The organism is Sediminibacterium sp. (assembly GCF_030695065.1).
Taxonomy (GTDB): Bacteria; Bacteroidota; Bacteroidia; order Chitinophagales; family Chitinophagaceae; genus Sediminibacterium.
The window spans coordinates 417,423-436,331 of sequence record NZ_JAUYTR010000023.1 but is presented as its reverse complement, the minus strand read 5'-3'; the positions used below and the strand labels follow the sequence as shown (position 1 = coordinate 436,331).

The window sequence follows — 18,909 nt, the reverse complement described above, 5'->3', positions numbered from 1 at the left end:
CTTATCTTTTCTTTTTACTTACAGATTTTTCATTAAACCAAATACCAATAAATGAATTATGGTAAACCGGTATTTCGTGTCCTAAGTCTGGAAAAATAAATAGTTCACTTTTTGAAAGCGCATCATAAGGTAATTTGTTGTACGCAGCAATAGCGCTTCCTGGAGCAATAAATTCATCTTGTAAACCTACCGCATATAATACTGGACACTTTACTTTTGGCATAAAGTTTTGTAAGTCAAAATAATTGAAGGTTTCGAGCATTTGTTCTTCGGTAAAATCTGGATTTTCTCTTAGGTACCTTACAATAGCGTCTGAAGGGAAGGCCAGTTCTCGTTTGTTTTTACCAACAGCAAAACTATTTTTCCAATCTGCAAAAACGGGATTGCTGGCAATTACGGCATTAATTTTATCTGGCATTAATGCCGCAGTTACTAAACCCATAGTTGCGCCCTGACTTCCACCAAAAGCCAATACCCTATTAAGGTCCATCCCCATATGACCATGCGCATAAACAAATTCAACTGCTCTTATACAATCCAAGTAAATCCCCTTATAAACATATGCGTCTTTGTCTTCAACTTTTAGCATTATCTGCTCTATGTTATCGGGATTAAATTCTTTCTCATGTTTTTTATCAATCCCTCTTACGTTTACAGAAAAAGAAATATACTCATCAAAAAGTAGCGGCATTACTTCTTTCTTATACCCACCAAAACCAATAATAACCGGATATTTCCCTTTTAACTTTGGGATAGATAAGTAGCCATAAAAAGGAAACTCATCTATTCCCTTCATTTCTACTCTATATACATCATGGTATTTAGTGCTATGCTCTTCGTCTCTAGAAATTTTATATTGTGGGTCTACCTTTGCTAATTCACTCAATCCGTTTTGCCAATATTCATCAAAATCGGGTGGCAAATAATAGGGCGTTTTGATTTTACCAATATTGTAGCCAAATGCATATTGCGCGGTATCATCATAAGTGGAAGTATTTGTTGCTGCTCGCAAATTGTATACTCCTTCCTTTTTAGGTTTAGGAATTTCAATCTGGAAATTTTTTTGGCCTTTTTTAGCAATTTTAAGTTTAACCTGTGTTGAGCTAACGGTTTCTCCTAACTCTGTTTCTACAATAGCGGTAAAAGTTCCATCCTGTCTTACTTTATATTTATTGGCAATAGAAACAGAATACTTTATTTTTTCACCATCATAAAAAACCCCATCCTTTTTAAAGGGCTTTAACTTGATAATCATTTCCCCTTCTTCTTCGGGGTACTCTTCTGTAGCTGGAGCGTCTTTTACTTCTTCTGCATTTAGAGCTTGTCTACTTGCGTCGCCCGATAAATTGTCTTTAGACCAACTAAGTGGGGGCGTATTAACAATGGGTTCTTGATTAATTTCAGGTTTGCGATCTTTAGATTTTCTTGGTGGGCCAATATAAGCAAAGCTTCCATCGTAACTACTGTTGAAATTGGTAAGTTCAACTGTCATTTTGATGGTATAGTTTCCCTCTTTTACAATAGGTACCTCAAAATTAGACACCAGTGTTTTTTTGGCATTCACTTTTACATCTAAACTATTGATTAGTACCTCTTGATTGGAATTGTCTAATACGGTATATACCAAAGTACCCTCTTGAGGATCCTTTAAGTTGTTTACAAACTGAATTTTATATTTAACAGGAAACTTTTTATTGAATCTTGCTTTCTTATTATAGGGTAAAATGCTAACTGTAACAGGGTCTTTGGTTTTCCCTTTTTGTGCCTTCCCTTCAATGCACCATAAAACTATTCCTGCTATAAGTAGAAATGTAACTTTAATAAGGGTGCTATTTTTTGGATGGAAAATCATAATTAATTTTTCTTTTCTAAGAAGTTAGATTTCCGAATGTATAAGTTGATAGGCTCTTCTATAAACTTATACAAAATAATTGAGATAAGGGTTAATACGAGCAGGTGAGAAAACAATACCAATGCAGTATAATTCAAATGTTCAGATAGCCACCAATATTCGTTTTTATCTAACCAAGCATAAAAAACATCTGCTGTATTGTGCAACCAGTCTGAAGTTAATCTAGAAATAAAACCAAGGTGAATCAAATAAAGTATATAAGAGCTTTTTCCAACTAATTCTCCTGTTTTGCTTCCTAAAATAGATTTAACAACAGAGTTTTCTTTAATTAAACCATAAAAGAACGTTGCAATTGCAATTGGCAATAAAATATTATTCGTAAAAATACCAATTGGTTGGTATAGTGCAAATGGTACTTCTTTACTGATTGGTTGATTAATCATTATTAGGTTGGTACAAGCAATTCCAATGATTCCTAGCCAAGTGTATAAAGAAAAATTACTTACAGAATCGTCTGCCTTTCTTATGATCATTGCTAATACCATTCCCGCAAAAAACTCAAACGTTCTTCCAAGAAAAGTTGAAATAAATAAGAATTTAAATGAACTAAAAAATCCATAAAAATCTACGTTTCTAAATATCAATACCAATAGAACACCAAAGGCTGTAATTACCAATGGGGCAACCAAAAAATAAATTTTACTTCTTTTAATTAAAATAAAAAATATGGGAGCAGAGAAATAAAAACACTCTTCTACGGTTAAAGACCAGCCTTGTGCAATACCTGTAAACTTCATGTCATCAAAAAATCCTCTGAGGAAAGTGATGTTCATGATGAACAAAGTAAGTGGACTATTCTTTCCGTTGTAAATGCTGGTATCATTGGCTATCCAAGCAAATAAGAAAACAACAATGGTTAAAATAAGATAGATTGGATAAACGCGAGCGATTCTGTTTTTTAAATATTTACGCATCCATTTACTAGATAATTCAACATTATCATAATAACGCAAACAAATTAAAAATCCACTTAATACAAAGAACATTGATAGTGGAAAATGAAACTCATTTAATACCCTAAACAATAGAGGTGGAAAATCTTCTTGATTAAAGTGATGAAAAAAAATCAAAATAGATGCCAGGCCTCTAACACCAGTTAACGATGGTATATATTGTTTCGCTGTCATTAAAAATAAGTGCTTTTATAGTTCACCAACCAAGGATATGGATCCTCCGCCACCTTTACCTGTATTCCTTCCGTTCACGTCTGTAAAAACAGAGAGGAAAATTTGATATTTTTGGCTGATTTTTCTGCCATACCCAGCTGTTAATCTAAAATAATTAAACTGTCGGTTCAAGAACAAATTGTTTGGATTCAAGACTAACCCGGTTTGGGTACTGGATGATTTGGTGCTGGCCAATTGAAACGTCAATTTATTGTCTTCGTCTAATGGAATTCCCAATAGTGCATCACCAAAAATTTGGGTGGGTCCCTCTGGGCTAAAATATTGGCGAACACCTAAATTAATATCAAAATAAGTATTCGAATATCGTTCCCCATTAGATCCAGAATAGGTGAATTTTACTTCTCCTCCTACTTGTTGAAAACCGGTAAATGGTTGTTTACCTGCATCGTTGGTATATAATGGAACAATTAAAGAACCTGTTACGGTCAAAAATTTAGAATAATCAAAGGTGTTTAACAAATAAGAAAGTCCAAAGCTGGCATCTCCAAAACTAGAATTAGACTGAGCTAAATTCGTTTCTAGTTTTCTTTGCATGATATAAGAGATGTTTCCAACAAAATCCAATCGCTCTCCAATACCAATACCACCATAAATTCCAAAGTAATGGGAGGCAAATCTACCTCCATTAGAGAATGGAATATAGGTGCCCGCTGCGTCCCAGTATCCCTTAGTGGTATATAAATTATAGGAGGGTACCAACAAATATTTTCCCCTTCCAATTGGAAAACCCGCATAAGCTGAATTAGCTACAAATGCTATAATTATAAGGCTCAATAATTTTTTCATCAATATTTATTTACGTTGCTCAGAGAATTTTTTTCATCCAAAAACTTTCATAACTATAATACACATGATCCATTCCATTGTCATCTAAACTCATGTATATATTTCTATTATCAATTCTTATTTGATTGTATAATGCAATTGCAGCTTGAGGTGGACAAATCGTATTTTTTTGATTGTGCCCAAACAATACCCTGCAACGAATATTTGGTGCAAAATTTACTGGGTCAAAAAAGTCCCAGTTTTTAAATAAAGCATCCTGGTTTAATCGGTTTCTTGGATTTTTAATATATGCCTGAAAATTGGCCACTGGCCAAGGCATTACTTTTTGTGAACCTGCCATAAAAAACAAGGTTCGCATATCGGTATATACAGGTCTTTCAATAATGCAACCCTGCGGTCTGTTGTCTAAAGATGCTACTACAGCAGCCAAAACCGCGCCCTGACCCTCCCCTTTGACAATAACTTTTTTTAGATCTAATTTTAAGTAGTCGTGTCTATATAGAAAATCTAAACCGCGAAGTGCATCCATATAAACAGCTCGATAGATGTATTTATTGCGGTCATTTAAATTAATTATGTTGAAAGTATTAAAATCTGCATTGGTATTGTCTTTACTATTTCCGTGACCTCGAACATTTACCCTAAAAACCGCCATATCCGTTCTTAATGAATCTGGGCGCATATCTTGTAAATAACCAGGTAGCTCATAAATAACAGCAAATTTTCCTTTACGTTTAGGTACCGACAACCAACCTCGAATGGTTTGGTATTCGAGCGATTGAAACTCTACCAAAAAGACATCTACATCTCGGGTGCTTTGATCGCCCCTTCTTGTTACTCTAAATTTGGGATCAATATTGACCAATTCTCTTCTTGCATCGTCCCAAAACTGATCAAAATCTGCTGGTCTATTAACATTCGAGTAAACTTTTTCTGGATCAACCCCATACCCAAAATTCAGGGTATCTACGTAATTATTGGCCGAAACCATTAGTTGTAATTGATAGAAGCCCGGTTTGGTTTTATCATTTTCAAGGTATAGGTCTTTCATATACCCCTTTTTGGCGTCCATGGTAAAACCCATTTCTTGATTAAACACTTCTTCGCCTTTATAATTCACCACTTTGGCTTTGATGGTGCCTCGTATTTTTTCTTTGGTATTATTTCGAAAACGAAGATTATAGCCAATCTTATCGTCGTCTCTAAAAATGGCTTCTTTTCTGAATGGTTTTATATCGAACCCTATTCCTTTCTGAGCATGCGCAACACCACCGAATACACAAGCCATAAAAATTAGGCATTGCAGAATACGGCCGCTCAGGATAGAATAACTGGGTACCTTTGCGTTCATTTGCACGAATGAATTAAAAATTAGGGCATTAAAGAGCCACTAAGTGTTTGATAAACGCCTAGATAGGGGTGAATATTATCTAAACAGGGATTAATTTAATACAAAAGCCCCGGCCTTTGCAGACCAGGGCAATTTACTAACCCATCTAAAAAGCGATTTATTGTTCAGTTGCTTCAGCGGGAGTTTCCGCCACCACAATTAACTTAGCCCTAATTTTAGCTTCAATTTCATTGGATAATTCCGGATTATCGTGTAACAAGGTTTTAACCGATTCCCTTCCTTGACCTAGTTTATTGCTTTCATAGCTAAACCAAGATCCGCTTTTTTGAACTATACCCATTTCTACGCCCATATCAATAATTTCACCCACTTTGCTAATACCTTCACCAAAAACAAGGTCAAATTCAGCTGCACGGAATGGTGGCGCTACTTTATTTTTTACCACTTTTACTTTCACCCTATTTCCTATTGCAGTATCACCGTCTTTAATTTGTGTCATCCTTCTAATATCTAAACGCACTGAAGCGTAGAACTTTAGGGCATTACCACCCGTTGTGGTTTCTGGATTTCCAAACATTACCCCAATTTTTTCACGGAGCTGGTTAATGAAAATACAAATGGTATTGGTCTTGTTAATGGTTGCGGTTAATTTTCTCAAGGCCTGACTCATTAATCTAGCCTGCAATCCCATTTTGCTATCACCCATTTCGCCTTCCAATTCTCCTTTAGGTACCAACGCAGCAACAGAGTCAATAACAACTACGTCTAATGCACCTGATAAAATAAGTCGATCGGCAATTTCTAATGCTTGCTCTCCATAGTCGGGTTGAGAAATCAAGAGATTGTCTACATCTACACCTAATTTCTGTGCATAAGCGCTGTCAAAAGCATGTTCCGCATCAATAATAGCACACATGCCACCCTTTTTTTGTGCTTCAGCAATAACATGAATTGCTACCGTTGTTTTACCAGAAGATTCTGGTCCATATATTTCAACAATTCTACCCTTTGGAAGACCACCTACACCTAATGCAGCATCTAAGCCAAGCGAACCAGTAGAAACCACTTCCATTGGGGCTGTGCTTTTTTCATTCATCATCATTACACTTCCTTTGCCAAAATCTTTATCGATTTTATCAATAGTCAGCTTTAGCGCTTTTAATTTTTCTGCATTACTCATGTTGTTCTTTTTAGATGGTCAAAATTAATGAGGTGGTAAAACTAGTGGTTTTTAATTATACACACTAATTTTTTTAGTATTTTTTTACTAACGTGTTTAGTTTTCTGTTTATTGTACCAAAAATAATACGCCACCAAATAGTTTGGCAGCGTATTAATACATTTATTGCTGTTTTTTTAGCTATTTACCAGCCAATTCCATAATCTTCTCCGTTATTAGACGAGCCGCCCCATAAGCTATTGTGCTTTCTATCTATAAAAATGGCATTAATTGGACCGCTGGTTCGTTGCCCAAAACTGAGCTTGTACCCCATTTTTTTTAATGCCTCTCTGGTTGGCTCAGGTGTTCTAGCAGAAAGCAATAAATCTCCAGCTTTCGGTTTACGGTCTTTTATTTTAGTACCACCCAATGATAACCAAAGTTGGTTGGTATTAATGTTTTCAGCTTCTGATGCTTGTTGAACAGTCATTCCAAATTCAACCATATTTAAAAAGAACTGCATCAAATTTTGGTCTTGGGTATCTCCTCCTTGAACCGCAAATGAAAGATAAGGTTTGCCTTCTTTTAATGCCATTGAGGGGGTAAGTGTTACCCTTGGGCGCTTTCCTGGTGCAACAACATTAAATGGGTTGATGGCAGCATCCAATACAAAACTTTGCATCCGCTGACTCATACCAATACCCGTGTTTCCCGCTATGGTAGCAGGTAACCATCCACCGCTAGGTGTAATAGACACTACCCAACCTTCTTTGTCTGCAGCTTCAACACTGGTAGTTCCTCTCCAAAGACGGTCCATATAGGCTTCTAATTCCGCTTTAGCTGTAACACTGCTATCGTGTGCTGGAACAAAATTTCTCTTTCCAGTGCTGTCCATTTCCAAATTCCATTGTTTAATTTGTTCGTTGTATGGATTAACCCTTCCTTCAAAAGGATATGGATCTCCTGGAGCAATTAAGGCATTATTTTTTTCTGGGTTGATTAATGCTGCCCGCTGTTTAGCATACCCTTTACTTAGTAAACCACTCATGGGCTGAGGGGTTGGAGCAAACGCAGGATCACCATAATAAAAATCACGGTCCGCAAATGCAAGGCTCATGCTTTGATATACCGTGTTAATATATTGAGGCGAATTGTAGCCCATTTTTTTTAAGTCAAAATTTTCTACAATATTCAAAGCCTGCAACATAGAAGGGCCTTGTGTCCACTGAGTAAGTTTATACACATCAATGCCTTTATAATTAATCATCGATGGAACTTCTTCTTTTACTTTCCAATTAGCCAAATCTTCTTTGGTGATTAATCCGCCTTGCTCTTGTGCACCTCTAACAAATTCATCTGCAATATCTCCTTTATAAAAACGGTCATAAGCTGCTTGCAAAGCTTGTTTGCGCGTTTTTTTATTCTTTAATGCCGTTTGCTCTGCTTCTACTAGTTTTTTTAACGTGTTTAATAAGTCTTGTTGCACAAATATTTCACCTGCTTCTGGGGCTTCTCTTTTTTCACCTAAATGAGGCAGCAATACTTTTTTACTATAAGGCCATTGCTTTATCCTTTCTTTACCCCTTTCAATACTATTGGCGGTTTGCGCGTCAATTGGATAACCCGCGGCCAAATCCATTGCAGGTGCCAACACTTGCTTTAAGCTCATGGTACCATATTCAGATAACATATGAATAATACCGCCTACAGTGCCTGGGGTAATAGCAGCCAACGGACCGTATTCTGGCGGAAACTGGTACCCTTTTGATTTAAAAAACTCAGGAGTGGCACCGGTGGGGGCAACACCCAATGCATTAATACCAATTACTTTTCCTGTTTTTGGGTTGTAAATAATGGCTTGGGTTTCTCCTCCCCAACTCAACACATCCCACATAGTACAAGTAGCAGCTAACATTGCACATGCTGCATCCACCGCATTTCCGCCTTGTTGAAAAACCATTGATCCCGCAGTAGCTGCGAGTGGTTTACCCGTAATGGCCATCCAATTTTTTCCATGCAATGGCGGCTTTTGTGTAGCCTGCGCCACAATCATTGTTGTAATAAATAATAATGCTGAAGTCAAAAAGCTTTTTCTCATAAAAGATAGTTGATTGGGGTTTTATTTTGTTTCTTGGGCTTTCATTACTCTTAATAAATTTCCGCCCATTATTTTAGTTACGTCTTTTTTGCTGTATCCTTTTTCTAATAAAGCCTTTGTAATTAAAGGATAGCTAGTTACATCTGTTAATTCTCGTGGGCTAGCACTAATGCCATCAAAATCGGAGCCCATGCCCACATGATCTACCCCAATTCTATTCACTATATAATCTAAGTGATCTAATAGCATGCTCATTTGGGGCTGAATAGCCAACGATTCTTCTTTGTATTTTTCTACTACAATTGCTTGTGCATATTCTTTCTGCATTCCGTTTGCAATCAATTCTTTTATTTCGGCTTGTTTGTTTTGTAAAAAAACTTTTTCTCTGTTTTTGAATGAGCTGTCTATAAATGCGGAATAAAAATTTAATTGAATAACACCACCATTTTTTCCAACAGCATCAATTTGATCGTCTTTTAAATTCCTAAAAACCGGACAAAGAGTATAAGCATTGCTGTGAGAAACTAAAACGGGTTTTGTGGTTGTTTGTATAGCGTCCCAAAATGTTTTTTCGCCCACATGACTCAAATCTACCATCATTCCCAATTGGTTCATTCGTTGTACCACTTGTTTACCAAAATCATTCAATCCCAATTTTGCAGTAGGATCGTTTTTTAATTTTGTTTCATCCATTGCAGAACTTGCCCAGCTGGTAGAATTATTCCAGGTAAGTGTCATATAACGAACACCTCTATTATACAATAAGTCTATTTTATTTATATCATCTTCAATCATATGACCACCTTCTACTCCAAACATGGCAGCCAGTTTATTTTTACGCACTGCTTTTTTTAAAGCATCATACGTTTCTACAATTTCAATTTTTTTTGGATTTCGTTTTGCTACAGCATAGAGTGTATCTATTTCTCTATTAGCCCAAGAGTAAGGTTGAAGTTTATCGCCATCACACCAAACACTAAAAAGTTGAACATCAACACCGGCTTCTTTAAACCTATTTAAATCGGAATGTGTTTTTCCTTTTAGGTCTTGGTCTATTAATACATTTTTTTCAATAGAAGCGGTAAGCAAATCATTGTGTGAATCTGCCATGATTGCTTTTCGATGTACTTTTTTATACGACTGTGCTTGAGCAACAGAACAACAACATATTAGTGCAACAATAAAGTACTTCATTTGATAGCTTTGGCTAAAGCTAAAAAAATTGTGCTGTTAGCAACTAAATAATTTTTGAATGGATGAACAAGCAATTCATATTATAAAATAATACTTATTTAAAAGGATTGCTCCATTTTGTATTGGTTGCAATAGTAGGATCTGTCAATGTTTTCATAAATGCAACCAGTGCAGCTTTTTGTGCATTAGTTAAATTCAATCGGATAGGGGAACCATTGGGTTGTTTTAGTGCATTATCTAAGTTTGGATGTGCTTTTACCCCGCTATTATAATGTTCAACTACTTCTTCTAAAGTCTTAAACCTGCCATCGTGCATATAAGGTGCTGTAAGTTCAATATTGCGTAAAGTATGTGTTTTAAATTCTCCTCTACCTGCACCATTATCGGTGGTTGTATTAAGGTCTAATCCATTATTACGAGGTCCATTATTAGCAGAAACAAAAGCTTCTGTAGTATGACATCCAAAACAGCCTGCTCCTCCATTTTGAACAGGGGTGATAAATATTCTTTTCCCTTCATTTTCTTCTGCAGTAAAATTGGCAAAATTAGCAACAGGGTTATTGGCTTGAGCTCTTCCTGCATCGTATTTACTATTACTACTTACTATACTTCTAACAAACTGAGCAAGGGCCAATGCAATTCTATTACTACTTATAGCAGTATCTCCGAAAGCATTTTGCATTAAAGGGGCATAAAATGCTTGTTCTCTAACTCGTTGAAGTAAGGTTGGAATTGTCATACCCATTTCTGTTTGGTCTTGAAATGGCATTAATACTTGTTCTTCTAAAGTAGCAGCACGCTCATCCCAAAAGAACCTACCACGTTGATAAAACTTGGCATTAATTAAACTCATAGAATGCCTACCTGTTTTTCCTCCTGCAAAACCATTACTTAATACTGCAGTATCACTAAACCCAAAAGAAGAATTATGGCAACTTGCGCAAGAAATGGTTTTGTTTACACTTAAACTTTTATCATAAAACAAAACCCTTCCTAATGTAGCACCATTATTTGTTAGTGTATTTGAAGCTGGTGTATTATCAATACCATTTACAGATGTAGGTGCACCGCCTCCAGCATTTACAAAAAAGTACGCTGGTAAATTTAAGTTAACATAATCAAAGGGTACTGTTGGTAAATTTAGTGCGGCCGAAATAATAGGATTATCTGTTGAAGTAATTGTTGGAGTAACTACTGTTTCATCACTTTTATTACAGGCAATTATTGCAAGAGTTACCAGTAAACTTAAAAAAACATTCTTTATCATATTAGCCATTTTTGGCTTAGATACCTTTTTCGTTTAAAAGTTTATCCTTAAAATAGAAAGCTTTGTTAAAAGAAATAAATTGGCTTTTAACCGCCTATTAACCCGGCAGCTCTACTGATATCCATCATTCTTTCCATTGGTTTTAAAGCTTGTAGCCTTAATTCTTCATCCATTAATATTTCAGGTAATTCATACTTCATGCAGAGGTATATTTTCTCTAAAGTATTTAGTTTCATATAAGGACAATCATTACAAGCACAATTGTTTTCTGGAGGTGCAGGAATAAATGTTTTTGTTGGATTATTTAATTGCATTTGGTGTAAAATACCTGTTTCAGTTGCAACTATATATTCGGATGTATTGTCTGTTTGTGTGTATTTTAATAATTGGGTAGTACTGCCAATGTAATCAGCAATATTTAAAATAGCTTCTTCGCATTCCGGGTGTGCAATTAATTTTGCTTTTGGATGTCTAATTTTTAGTTTAACAATTTTCTCTAAACTAAAAATTTCATGAACCATACATGCACCATTCCAAAGTAACATTTCTCTACCAGTCTTTTTACTTAAGTATGCACCCAAATTTTTATCAGGAGCAAATAAAATTGGCTGATCTAGTGGAATGCTTTCAATAATTTTTTCTGCATTTCCACTGGTACAAATTATGTCACTTAAGGCCTTTATATCTGCGGTGCAATTGATATAAGAAACAACAATATGATTCGGATGTTTTTCTTTAAATGCTTTAAATAAAGCAGTAGGGGCACTGTCTGCTAAAGAACAACCTGCTTTTAGGTCTGGTAATAAAACTTTTTTGGATGGATTTAAAATTTTTGCGGTTTCCGCCATAAAGTGAACTCCTGCAAAAACAATGGTATCGGCTGTTGTTTGTTTAGCTTGTTGTGCAAGACCCAAACTATCCCCAATATAATCTGCCACATCTTGAATATCAGTTTCTTGGTAATAATGGGCAAGTAAAACGGCATTTTTTTCTTTTTTTAGTTTTTGTATCTCAGCAAAGAGATCTAATTCCGGATCAATTTCCAAATCTAAAAAACCGTTTTTTACTAATTCTGCTTTTGCTATGTTAATATCCAAAGTAATAATATTTAATAATTATTTATATAAAATCAACTACTACTATTATGCGTGTGTATATCGGGATAACTTAGTTACCCACATAGTGCAAAGTTAACCTTACTTAGTTTATCCACCATTATTCACTTTTTTTTAAACAGTGTTTTAATTGTTTTTAGTAGTATATCCTTGTTTATTAACAGAGCTGTATAATTGAATTCACAGTATGCTATTTTATCAATTCACTTTTCTTGCACTGTTAATTAACAAGCATAAGTTGATAGGATTTTTTATAATTAACCCCTTTTTTACATTTTTAGCTTGATTTATTCTTTTTGTTTCCACAAAAATTTAGGCCAAAACATGATTTTTCCCCTGAATATTAGGGTTACCAACAGAATAATGTGCATATTTTTCCACAACTTATTCTACCTGTTTTTCCCTTATTTTTGCCTCCCCGTATATGAAGCGGGATAAATTATATATTAATTATTAATTATGTCTGTAATTCAAACTATTCGAGACCGTGGCACCTGGATTATTTTTGTAATCATTGCTGTTGCATTGATTGCCTTTATTCTGCAGGATGGTGCTGGACGTGGTGGATCTGCTTTTTCTAACAGTTCTGTTATTGCAAAAGTTAATGGTACTTCTATTGAGCGTGGTGCTTTTGAAGAGCGTTTAAAATCTCAAGAAGCCATGTATGCGGGACAAGGTGCAACCCGCGATCAATTAATTGGTACTGTCTACAATATGGAAGTAGATAATATAGTATTGAACCAAGAATTTGACAAGTTGGGTCTTACTGTTTCTGCCAAAGAATTAAACGACATTTTATTTGGCGAAAATTCTCCTTTGCGTCAAGAATTCACCGATCCAAAAACCGGAGAATTTAAAGTGGATGATGCTAAAAGAGCATTTGCACAAATTAAAAAGAGTAAGAACGCAGAGCAAATTAAGATGATTAATTCTGGATACATTGAGCCAACTATTCAAAATAGTTTGCGCAATAAATATCAAAACCTATTAATACAGTCTGTTTATGTTCCAAAATGGATGGTAGAGAAACAACAAGCAGATAACAATGCGGTTGCATCTGCATCTTATGTTTATTATCCTTATGTTGCTTTACCAGATTCAAGCGTTAAAGTTTCAGAAGCAGATATTAATAAATATGTTAAGAAGCATAGTAATGAATTCAAAAAAGAAGAAGAAACACGCTCAATTGCATATGTAACTTTTAGTGCAGCACCTACTTCTGCTGATTCGGCTGCAACGCTAGCTCAAATTAATGATTTGAAAGCTGAATTTGCTGCTTCTTCAGACGCTGCTGCTTTTCTAGGAAAAGTTGGAACCGAATTGGCTTTTTATAATAGCTATTTTGGTGGTTCTAGAATTCAAGTAACGAACAAAGACTCTATTATTCGTTTACCCATTGGTGGTTTATTTGGACCTTATGTAGATGGTAATAATTATGTAATTGCCAAAATGGTTGGTATTAAACAATGGCCAGACAGTGTTACTGTAAGACATATTTTAATTGGCACTAATGATCCTCAAAGTGGTCAACAAGTTAGAGATGATTCTACTGGTAAAAAATTAGTAGATAGTATTCAAACTGCTATTAAAAATGGTGCAGACTTTAATGCAATGGTTTCAAAATATTCTGATGATGGTGGTAGTAAAGAGAAAGGGGGAGTGTATGATTATTTTCCACAAGGTCAAATGGTAATTCCATTTAATGATTTTGCTTTCGATAATCAAGTAGGGGCAAAGGGTGTTGTTAAAACAGATTTTGGTTACCACTATATTGAAATATTGGGTCAAAAAAACAGAGCTCCTGCATATAAAATAGCTTATCTGGCTAAACCAATCATTAGTAGTAATGAAACAATGAATGAAGCTAATACTGCTGCTGCTACTTTTGCATCAGGTGCTAAAGGAACTAAAGAGTTTAATGATAATGCTGCAAAATTGGCTAAACCAATTTTATCTGCAACTGAAATTAAGCAAAATGATTTTACTGTTGGTACTATGGCTAACACTCGTTCTTTAGTTAGATGGATTTATGAAAACAAAGAGGGTGCCGTATCTGATCCTACAGAAGTAGGCGATCAAATTATAGTTGCGATGGTTACCAATATTAATAAAGCAGGACTTATGGGTGCTGCTGAAGCAAGACCATTGGTAGAAGGGTTAATAAGAAATGATAAAAAAGCTAAAATTATCATTGATTCTAAAATGAAGGGAAGTAGTTTAGAGGAAATTGCTAAATCTTCTGGCTCTTCAATATTAAGAGCCGATAGTTTAAGTTTTGGTTCTGGATTCATTAATGGTGTTGGTAATGAACCAAAAATTGTTGGTGCTGCATTTAATAAAGTTATACAAGGAAAAGCCTCTTCTTTAATTGCTGGTAATTCAGGCGTTTTTGCAGTAAAGGGTGAAACTATAGCCGCCAAAGCCGCCGACGCTTTACCTGAAACAGTTAAGCAAGCATTAATACAAAATAGAAAAATGGCTATTTACAGAAGTATTGAAGCTTTAAGAAAAGCTGCAACTGTTAAAGATTACCGTTTTAGTTTTTATTAGTATTGTTAATAAATTCGAATTATAGCCCACTTTTAATAAAGTGGGCTTTTTTTTGCGTGTATCGTAAAATTTGATCTGTCCAATTAGCTAATTTTACATCTAATTATGGAACCTATTGTTAATAAAGTAGCCGAAAGTGGAATCATTAGCCTAGATTTAGAGGCTTTTTTTCCAAAGGAAAAAATAATGGTCTTTGATTTAAAAGATTATTTATTTATGGAATTAATTCTAAAAGAAAAAGATTTTAGAGCCGCTTTACTTACAACCGATTGGGAAAAATATAGGGATAGTTATGTTGCTTTAACGTGTAGCGCAGATGCTATTATACCAATGTGGGCGAATATGTTGGTTACTGTTTATTTAACACCACTTGTAAAAGGGGTATATTTTGGTACTGAAGCTTATGTAAAAGAACAGTTATTATTAAGCGCGCTAGACCTTATTCAAGGTGTTGATTATACCGATCAAAGAATAGTGGTAAAGGGATGTGGAGAAGACCCTGTTCCCGCTTCTGCATATGTTAAAATAACTAGTATATTAAAGCCTTTTGCAAAGAGTATAATGTATGGAGAACCATGTAGTACTGTACCTTTGTATAAAAAGAAATAAATAATTTAAAGAACGGCTTTCTTGGTAATTGTTCTATTTTTCACTTCTTCAAACTGTTGGTCATAATCTTTTCTTATTGTACCAAAAAGCCGATCCCAAATAAGGGTATATAATCCGTAGTTCCCCTTAAAGTATTGATGATGCTGATTGTGGTTTACTGATGTGTTAATCCATCTTCCAATTAAGGTTTTATTAAATCCTTTAGGATACAGCTCATAACCAAGATGACCATACACATTATAGATAATCGAGAATAAGAAAAAGAGTGCTAGGTGCGTAATATGTATAGGTATAGTAAAATAAAATATCACTACAATTCCCTGTTCAATTATTGCTTCTAATGGATGAAAAGCATATGCTGCCCAGGGGGAAGGATTGGTTGATTGGTGATGTACTAAGTGGACGTATTTAAATACAGATGGATGGTGCATAATACGATGCATAATGTAAAAATACAAATCATGCATAATAAACATAAGTGGAAATGCTGCATAATAATAACCCCAACCCATTCCATCCATTTCTTTGTATCTAGTTGTGTTTGGGCCTATACTTGGGCTGTTTAAGATTACAACGATTAAACTAAATATGAATATGGTGCTTAATGAATAAGAGAGCTCTCTTAAATAATCTTTTGTTTTAGGGAACCGTTGTTGAATTTTTTGATAAAGCCATTGCTTTCTAAATATGATGTAAAACAATAAAAAGGCAATAAGCGCAGTACCAATATAGCGGCTACCAATTTTTTCAAATGCTTTAAAAAATAATTCCCAATTCATTGTATCAATTTAATGTGCTTCTAACCAGTTTTTACCTCTACCCACTTCTGCTTCTACCGGTACTTCGTTGGGTAATGGAAGTGCGTTAACCATGCAATTAATGATCAATTCTTGTAAAGCATCTGCCTCTGCTTCAACTGCATCAAAAACCAATTCATCGTGCACCTGTAAAATCATTTTAGATTCCCAGTTTGTTTTTTTCATCTCAGCATGAATTTTGATCATAGCCATTTTAATCATATCTGCTGCAGTTCCTTGAATAGGAGAGTTAATGGCGTTTCTTTCAGCAAATCCCCTCACAGTAAAGTTGGCACTATGTATATCTTTTAGCCATCTTTTTCTACCCATTAATGTTTGTACATAGTCGTGCTCTTTTGCAAACTTGATTTGATAGTCCATATATTGTTGAATATATGGAAACTCTTTTTTATAGTTTTCTATTATTTCTTTTGCTTCTGCTCTACTTACACCAAGATTTTCTGCTAATCCAAAAGCACCTTGGCCATAAATGATTCCAAAATTTACACTTTTCGCTTTGTACCTCATTTCTTTTGTAACGGCAGTTTCTTCTACTCCATATACTTTGGCAGCGGTGGCAGTATGAATATCTTTTCTTTCTTTAAATGCCGCACACATATTTGGATCTCCACTAATAGCAGCCACAATTCTCAATTCAATTTGTGAATAGTCTGCACTCATTAATATTCTTCCTGGTACTCGCGGCACAAAAGCTTTTCTTATTTCTCTACCTCTTGCTGTTCTTATTGGTATATTTTGAAGATTTGGATTATTGCTACTCAATCTTCCCGTTACTGCTACTGCTTGTGCATAAGAGGTATGTACCCGCCCCGTTTTCTTGTTAATCATTTCGGGCAAAGCGTCTATATAAGTAGATTTTAATTTAGTCAATTCTCTAAATCCTAATATATCATCGACTATTTTGTGTTGATTAGCCAATTTTAGTAAAACATCTTCTCCTGTAGCATACTGACCCGTTTTGGTTTTTTTTGCTTTTGGATCTAATTGTAATTTATCAAATAGCACTTCACCTAATTGTTTGGGAGAAGCTAAGTTAAATCTTACCCCAGCTTGGGCGTAAACACTTTCTTCGCATTTTTTTGCCTCTATTTCTAATTCTCTGCTGTATTCAAACAAAAAAGCTTCATCTACTTTTATGCCCTCAAACTCCATATCTGTTAAAACCCTTACCAAAGGATTTTCTACTTCATAAAAAATCTTTTCTACCTCTTTTGCTTTCAGTAATGGAACAAAGCATTGTTTTAGTTGCAGCGTTATGTCTGCATCTTCAGCAGCATATTCTTTTATTTTATCAATTTCAACATCACGCATATTGCCTTGGTTCTTTCCCTTTTTACCAATAAGCGTTTCAATAGAAACGGGTTCATATCCTAAATATTGAGCACTGAGTAAATCCATACTACGTCTACCTTCTGGCTCAATTACATAATGAGCGAGCATGGTATCAAATAAATCACCCTTTGGTTCTATACCATACCATTTCAATACCAGTAAATCGTATTTAATATTTTGTCCTACCCAACATTTATTTGAATCCTCAAATAAGGGAAGAAATAGCCTTAATTTTTCTATTGTTTCTTTTTGATTACTACTAAATGGTATATAATAGGCTTTGTTATTTTCATACGAAAAACTCAGGCCGACTATTTCTACATTATTGGCATCTGTACCTGTTGTTTCTGTATCAAAACATATTTCTTTTTTAGTCAACAACTCTTTTACCAGATTTTGAATTGCTTCTACTGAGTCTATTAATTGGTATTCGTGTTGGGTGTTTTCTATGTTTTTATCTGCAACCAACCCATAAGTTGGTGTATTATTATCTTCTTCAATAGTAGTTTTGTTTGTCCCTGCTTTTTGTTCAACCGCATTTCCAAATAAGTCGGTTTGTACACCTTGTGGTGCAGATTGAAATGCATTAAAAGTTTCGCCAAGAATTCTTTTACCTAATGTTTTAAATTCTAATTCTGTAAACACCGTATTCAACTCTTCTCTATTCCATTCTTTCAGCCGATAATCTTCTTCATGAAATTCAACGGGAACATTGGTGATAATAGTGGCCAATTTTTTACTAATAATTGCCGACTCTTTCCCTGCTCGTACCTTTTCTCCTAGTGCCCCTTTAATTTTATCTGCATTTTCTAAAACTCCTTCTAGTGTATGGTATTCCTTCAATAGTTTAGCTGCTGTTTTTTCTCCTACTCCTGGAATTCCCGGTATATTGTCTACCGCATCACCCATTAATCCTAGCATATCTACCACTTGCTCTACTTTAGCAATATCCCATTTTGCACAAATTTTTTCAGCATCAACAATTTCCTCGGCATTACCGTATGCTGGTGGCTTATATATATATACATGTGGTTTTACCAATAACTGGCCATAGTCTTTATCTGGGGTAACCATAAATACTTCATACCCTGCATCAGCTGCTTGCCAAGCTACAGTACCAATAATATCATCCGCCTCATAACCATCTAATTCTACCACTGGAATATTAAAACCTCGTATGATTCTTTGAATGTCGGGAATGGAAGACAACAAATCTTCAGGTGCTTCTTGTCTATTTGCTTTGTAGTCTGTAAAATCTGTATGACGTTCGGTTGGCGCATGTGTATCAAAACACACTGCCAAATGAGTGGGTTTTTCTTTATTAATAAGATCAAAGAGGGTAGAAGTAAAACCAAACTGTGCATTGGTATTAATTCCTTTAGATGTGATTCTTGGATTCCGAATCAATGCATAATATGCTCGATATATTAAAGCCAACGCATCTAACAGAAATAGTTTCTTTTCCATATGGCTAAGGTAACAAATAGGCTTATACAAAAAGCCCGGTAACAAAATGTTCCGGGCTTCTCTT

The 18,909-nt window shown here is 35.0% G+C and carries 13 protein-coding genes; 2 read left to right on the top strand and 11 right to left on the bottom strand.

Annotated features, from left to right (window positions below):
- Position 1: 1 nt before the first annotated feature.
- The 9 genes from Q8S25_RS12665 to nadA form a co-directional block, all read right to left on the bottom strand.
- A complete protein-coding gene (locus Q8S25_RS12665) occupies positions 2–1,852 on the bottom strand; it encodes an acetylxylan esterase (RefSeq protein ID WP_305538309.1) in 1,851 nt (616 codons plus the stop codon).
- A 2-nt stretch (positions 1,853–1,854) separates the two neighbouring features.
- Complete coding sequence (locus Q8S25_RS12660; RefSeq protein ID WP_305538307.1) at positions 1,855–3,039, bottom strand: acyltransferase; 1,185 nt, start codon at positions 3,037–3,039, stop codon at positions 1,855–1,857.
- A gap of 15 nt (positions 3,040–3,054) precedes the next feature.
- Positions 3,055–3,885: a hypothetical protein gene (locus Q8S25_RS12655; protein WP_305538305.1), complete on the bottom strand. Its 831-nt coding sequence runs from the start codon at positions 3,883–3,885 to the stop codon at positions 3,055–3,057.
- A gap of 19 nt (positions 3,886–3,904) precedes the next feature.
- Positions 3,905–5,173 (bottom strand): acetylxylan esterase, encoded by a 1,269-nt coding sequence (locus tag Q8S25_RS12650; protein WP_305538303.1) that lies wholly within the window; start codon positions 5,171–5,173, stop codon positions 3,905–3,907.
- 220 nt (positions 5,174–5,393) lie between these two features.
- Positions 5,394–6,416 (bottom strand): recombinase RecA, encoded by a 1,023-nt coding sequence (gene recA / locus Q8S25_RS12645; RefSeq protein WP_295191405.1) that lies wholly within the window; start codon positions 6,414–6,416, stop codon positions 5,394–5,396.
- Between the two features lie 184 nt (positions 6,417–6,600).
- A complete protein-coding gene (locus Q8S25_RS12640; protein WP_305538301.1) occupies positions 6,601–8,493 on the bottom strand; it encodes a gamma-glutamyltransferase family protein in 1,893 nt (630 codons plus the stop codon).
- A gap of 21 nt (positions 8,494–8,514) precedes the next feature.
- Complete coding sequence (locus Q8S25_RS12635) at positions 8,515–9,687, bottom strand: dipeptidase (RefSeq protein ID WP_305538299.1); 1,173 nt, start codon at positions 9,685–9,687, stop codon at positions 8,515–8,517.
- Between the two features lie 94 nt (positions 9,688–9,781).
- Entirely contained in the window at positions 9,782–10,954 is a 1,173-nt protein-coding gene (locus tag Q8S25_RS12630; protein WP_305538297.1) for a cytochrome-c peroxidase, read from the bottom strand.
- A gap of 86 nt (positions 10,955–11,040) precedes the next feature.
- The gene (nadA, locus tag Q8S25_RS12625) at positions 11,041–12,051 is read right to left on the bottom strand and encodes a quinolinate synthase NadA (protein WP_305538295.1); all 1,011 of its coding nucleotides are present in this window, start codon (positions 12,049–12,051) and stop codon (positions 11,041–11,043) included.
- Positions 12,052–12,528: 477 nt separating this feature from the next.
- Between nadA and Q8S25_RS12620 the strand changes: the two genes are divergently transcribed.
- Together Q8S25_RS12620 and Q8S25_RS12615 are read left to right on the top strand one after the other, a co-directional pair.
- Entirely contained in the window at positions 12,529–14,619 is a 2,091-nt protein-coding gene (locus tag Q8S25_RS12620; RefSeq protein WP_305538293.1) for a peptidylprolyl isomerase, read from the top strand.
- 105 nt (positions 14,620–14,724) lie between these two features.
- The gene (locus Q8S25_RS12615) at positions 14,725–15,228 is read left to right on the top strand and encodes a DUF2480 family protein (RefSeq protein ID WP_305538291.1); all 504 of its coding nucleotides are present in this window, start codon (positions 14,725–14,727) and stop codon (positions 15,226–15,228) included.
- Between the two features lie 5 nt (positions 15,229–15,233).
- Here Q8S25_RS12615 and Q8S25_RS12610 read toward each other — a convergent pair whose 3' ends face one another.
- Entirely contained in the window at positions 15,234–16,007 is a 774-nt protein-coding gene (locus tag Q8S25_RS12610) for a sterol desaturase family protein (protein WP_305538289.1), read from the bottom strand.
- Between the two features lie 9 nt (positions 16,008–16,016).
- Complete coding sequence (polA, locus tag Q8S25_RS12605) at positions 16,017–18,845, bottom strand: DNA polymerase I (RefSeq protein WP_305538287.1); 2,829 nt, start codon at positions 18,843–18,845, stop codon at positions 16,017–16,019.
- Between the last annotated feature and the right edge of the window lie 64 nt (positions 18,846–18,909).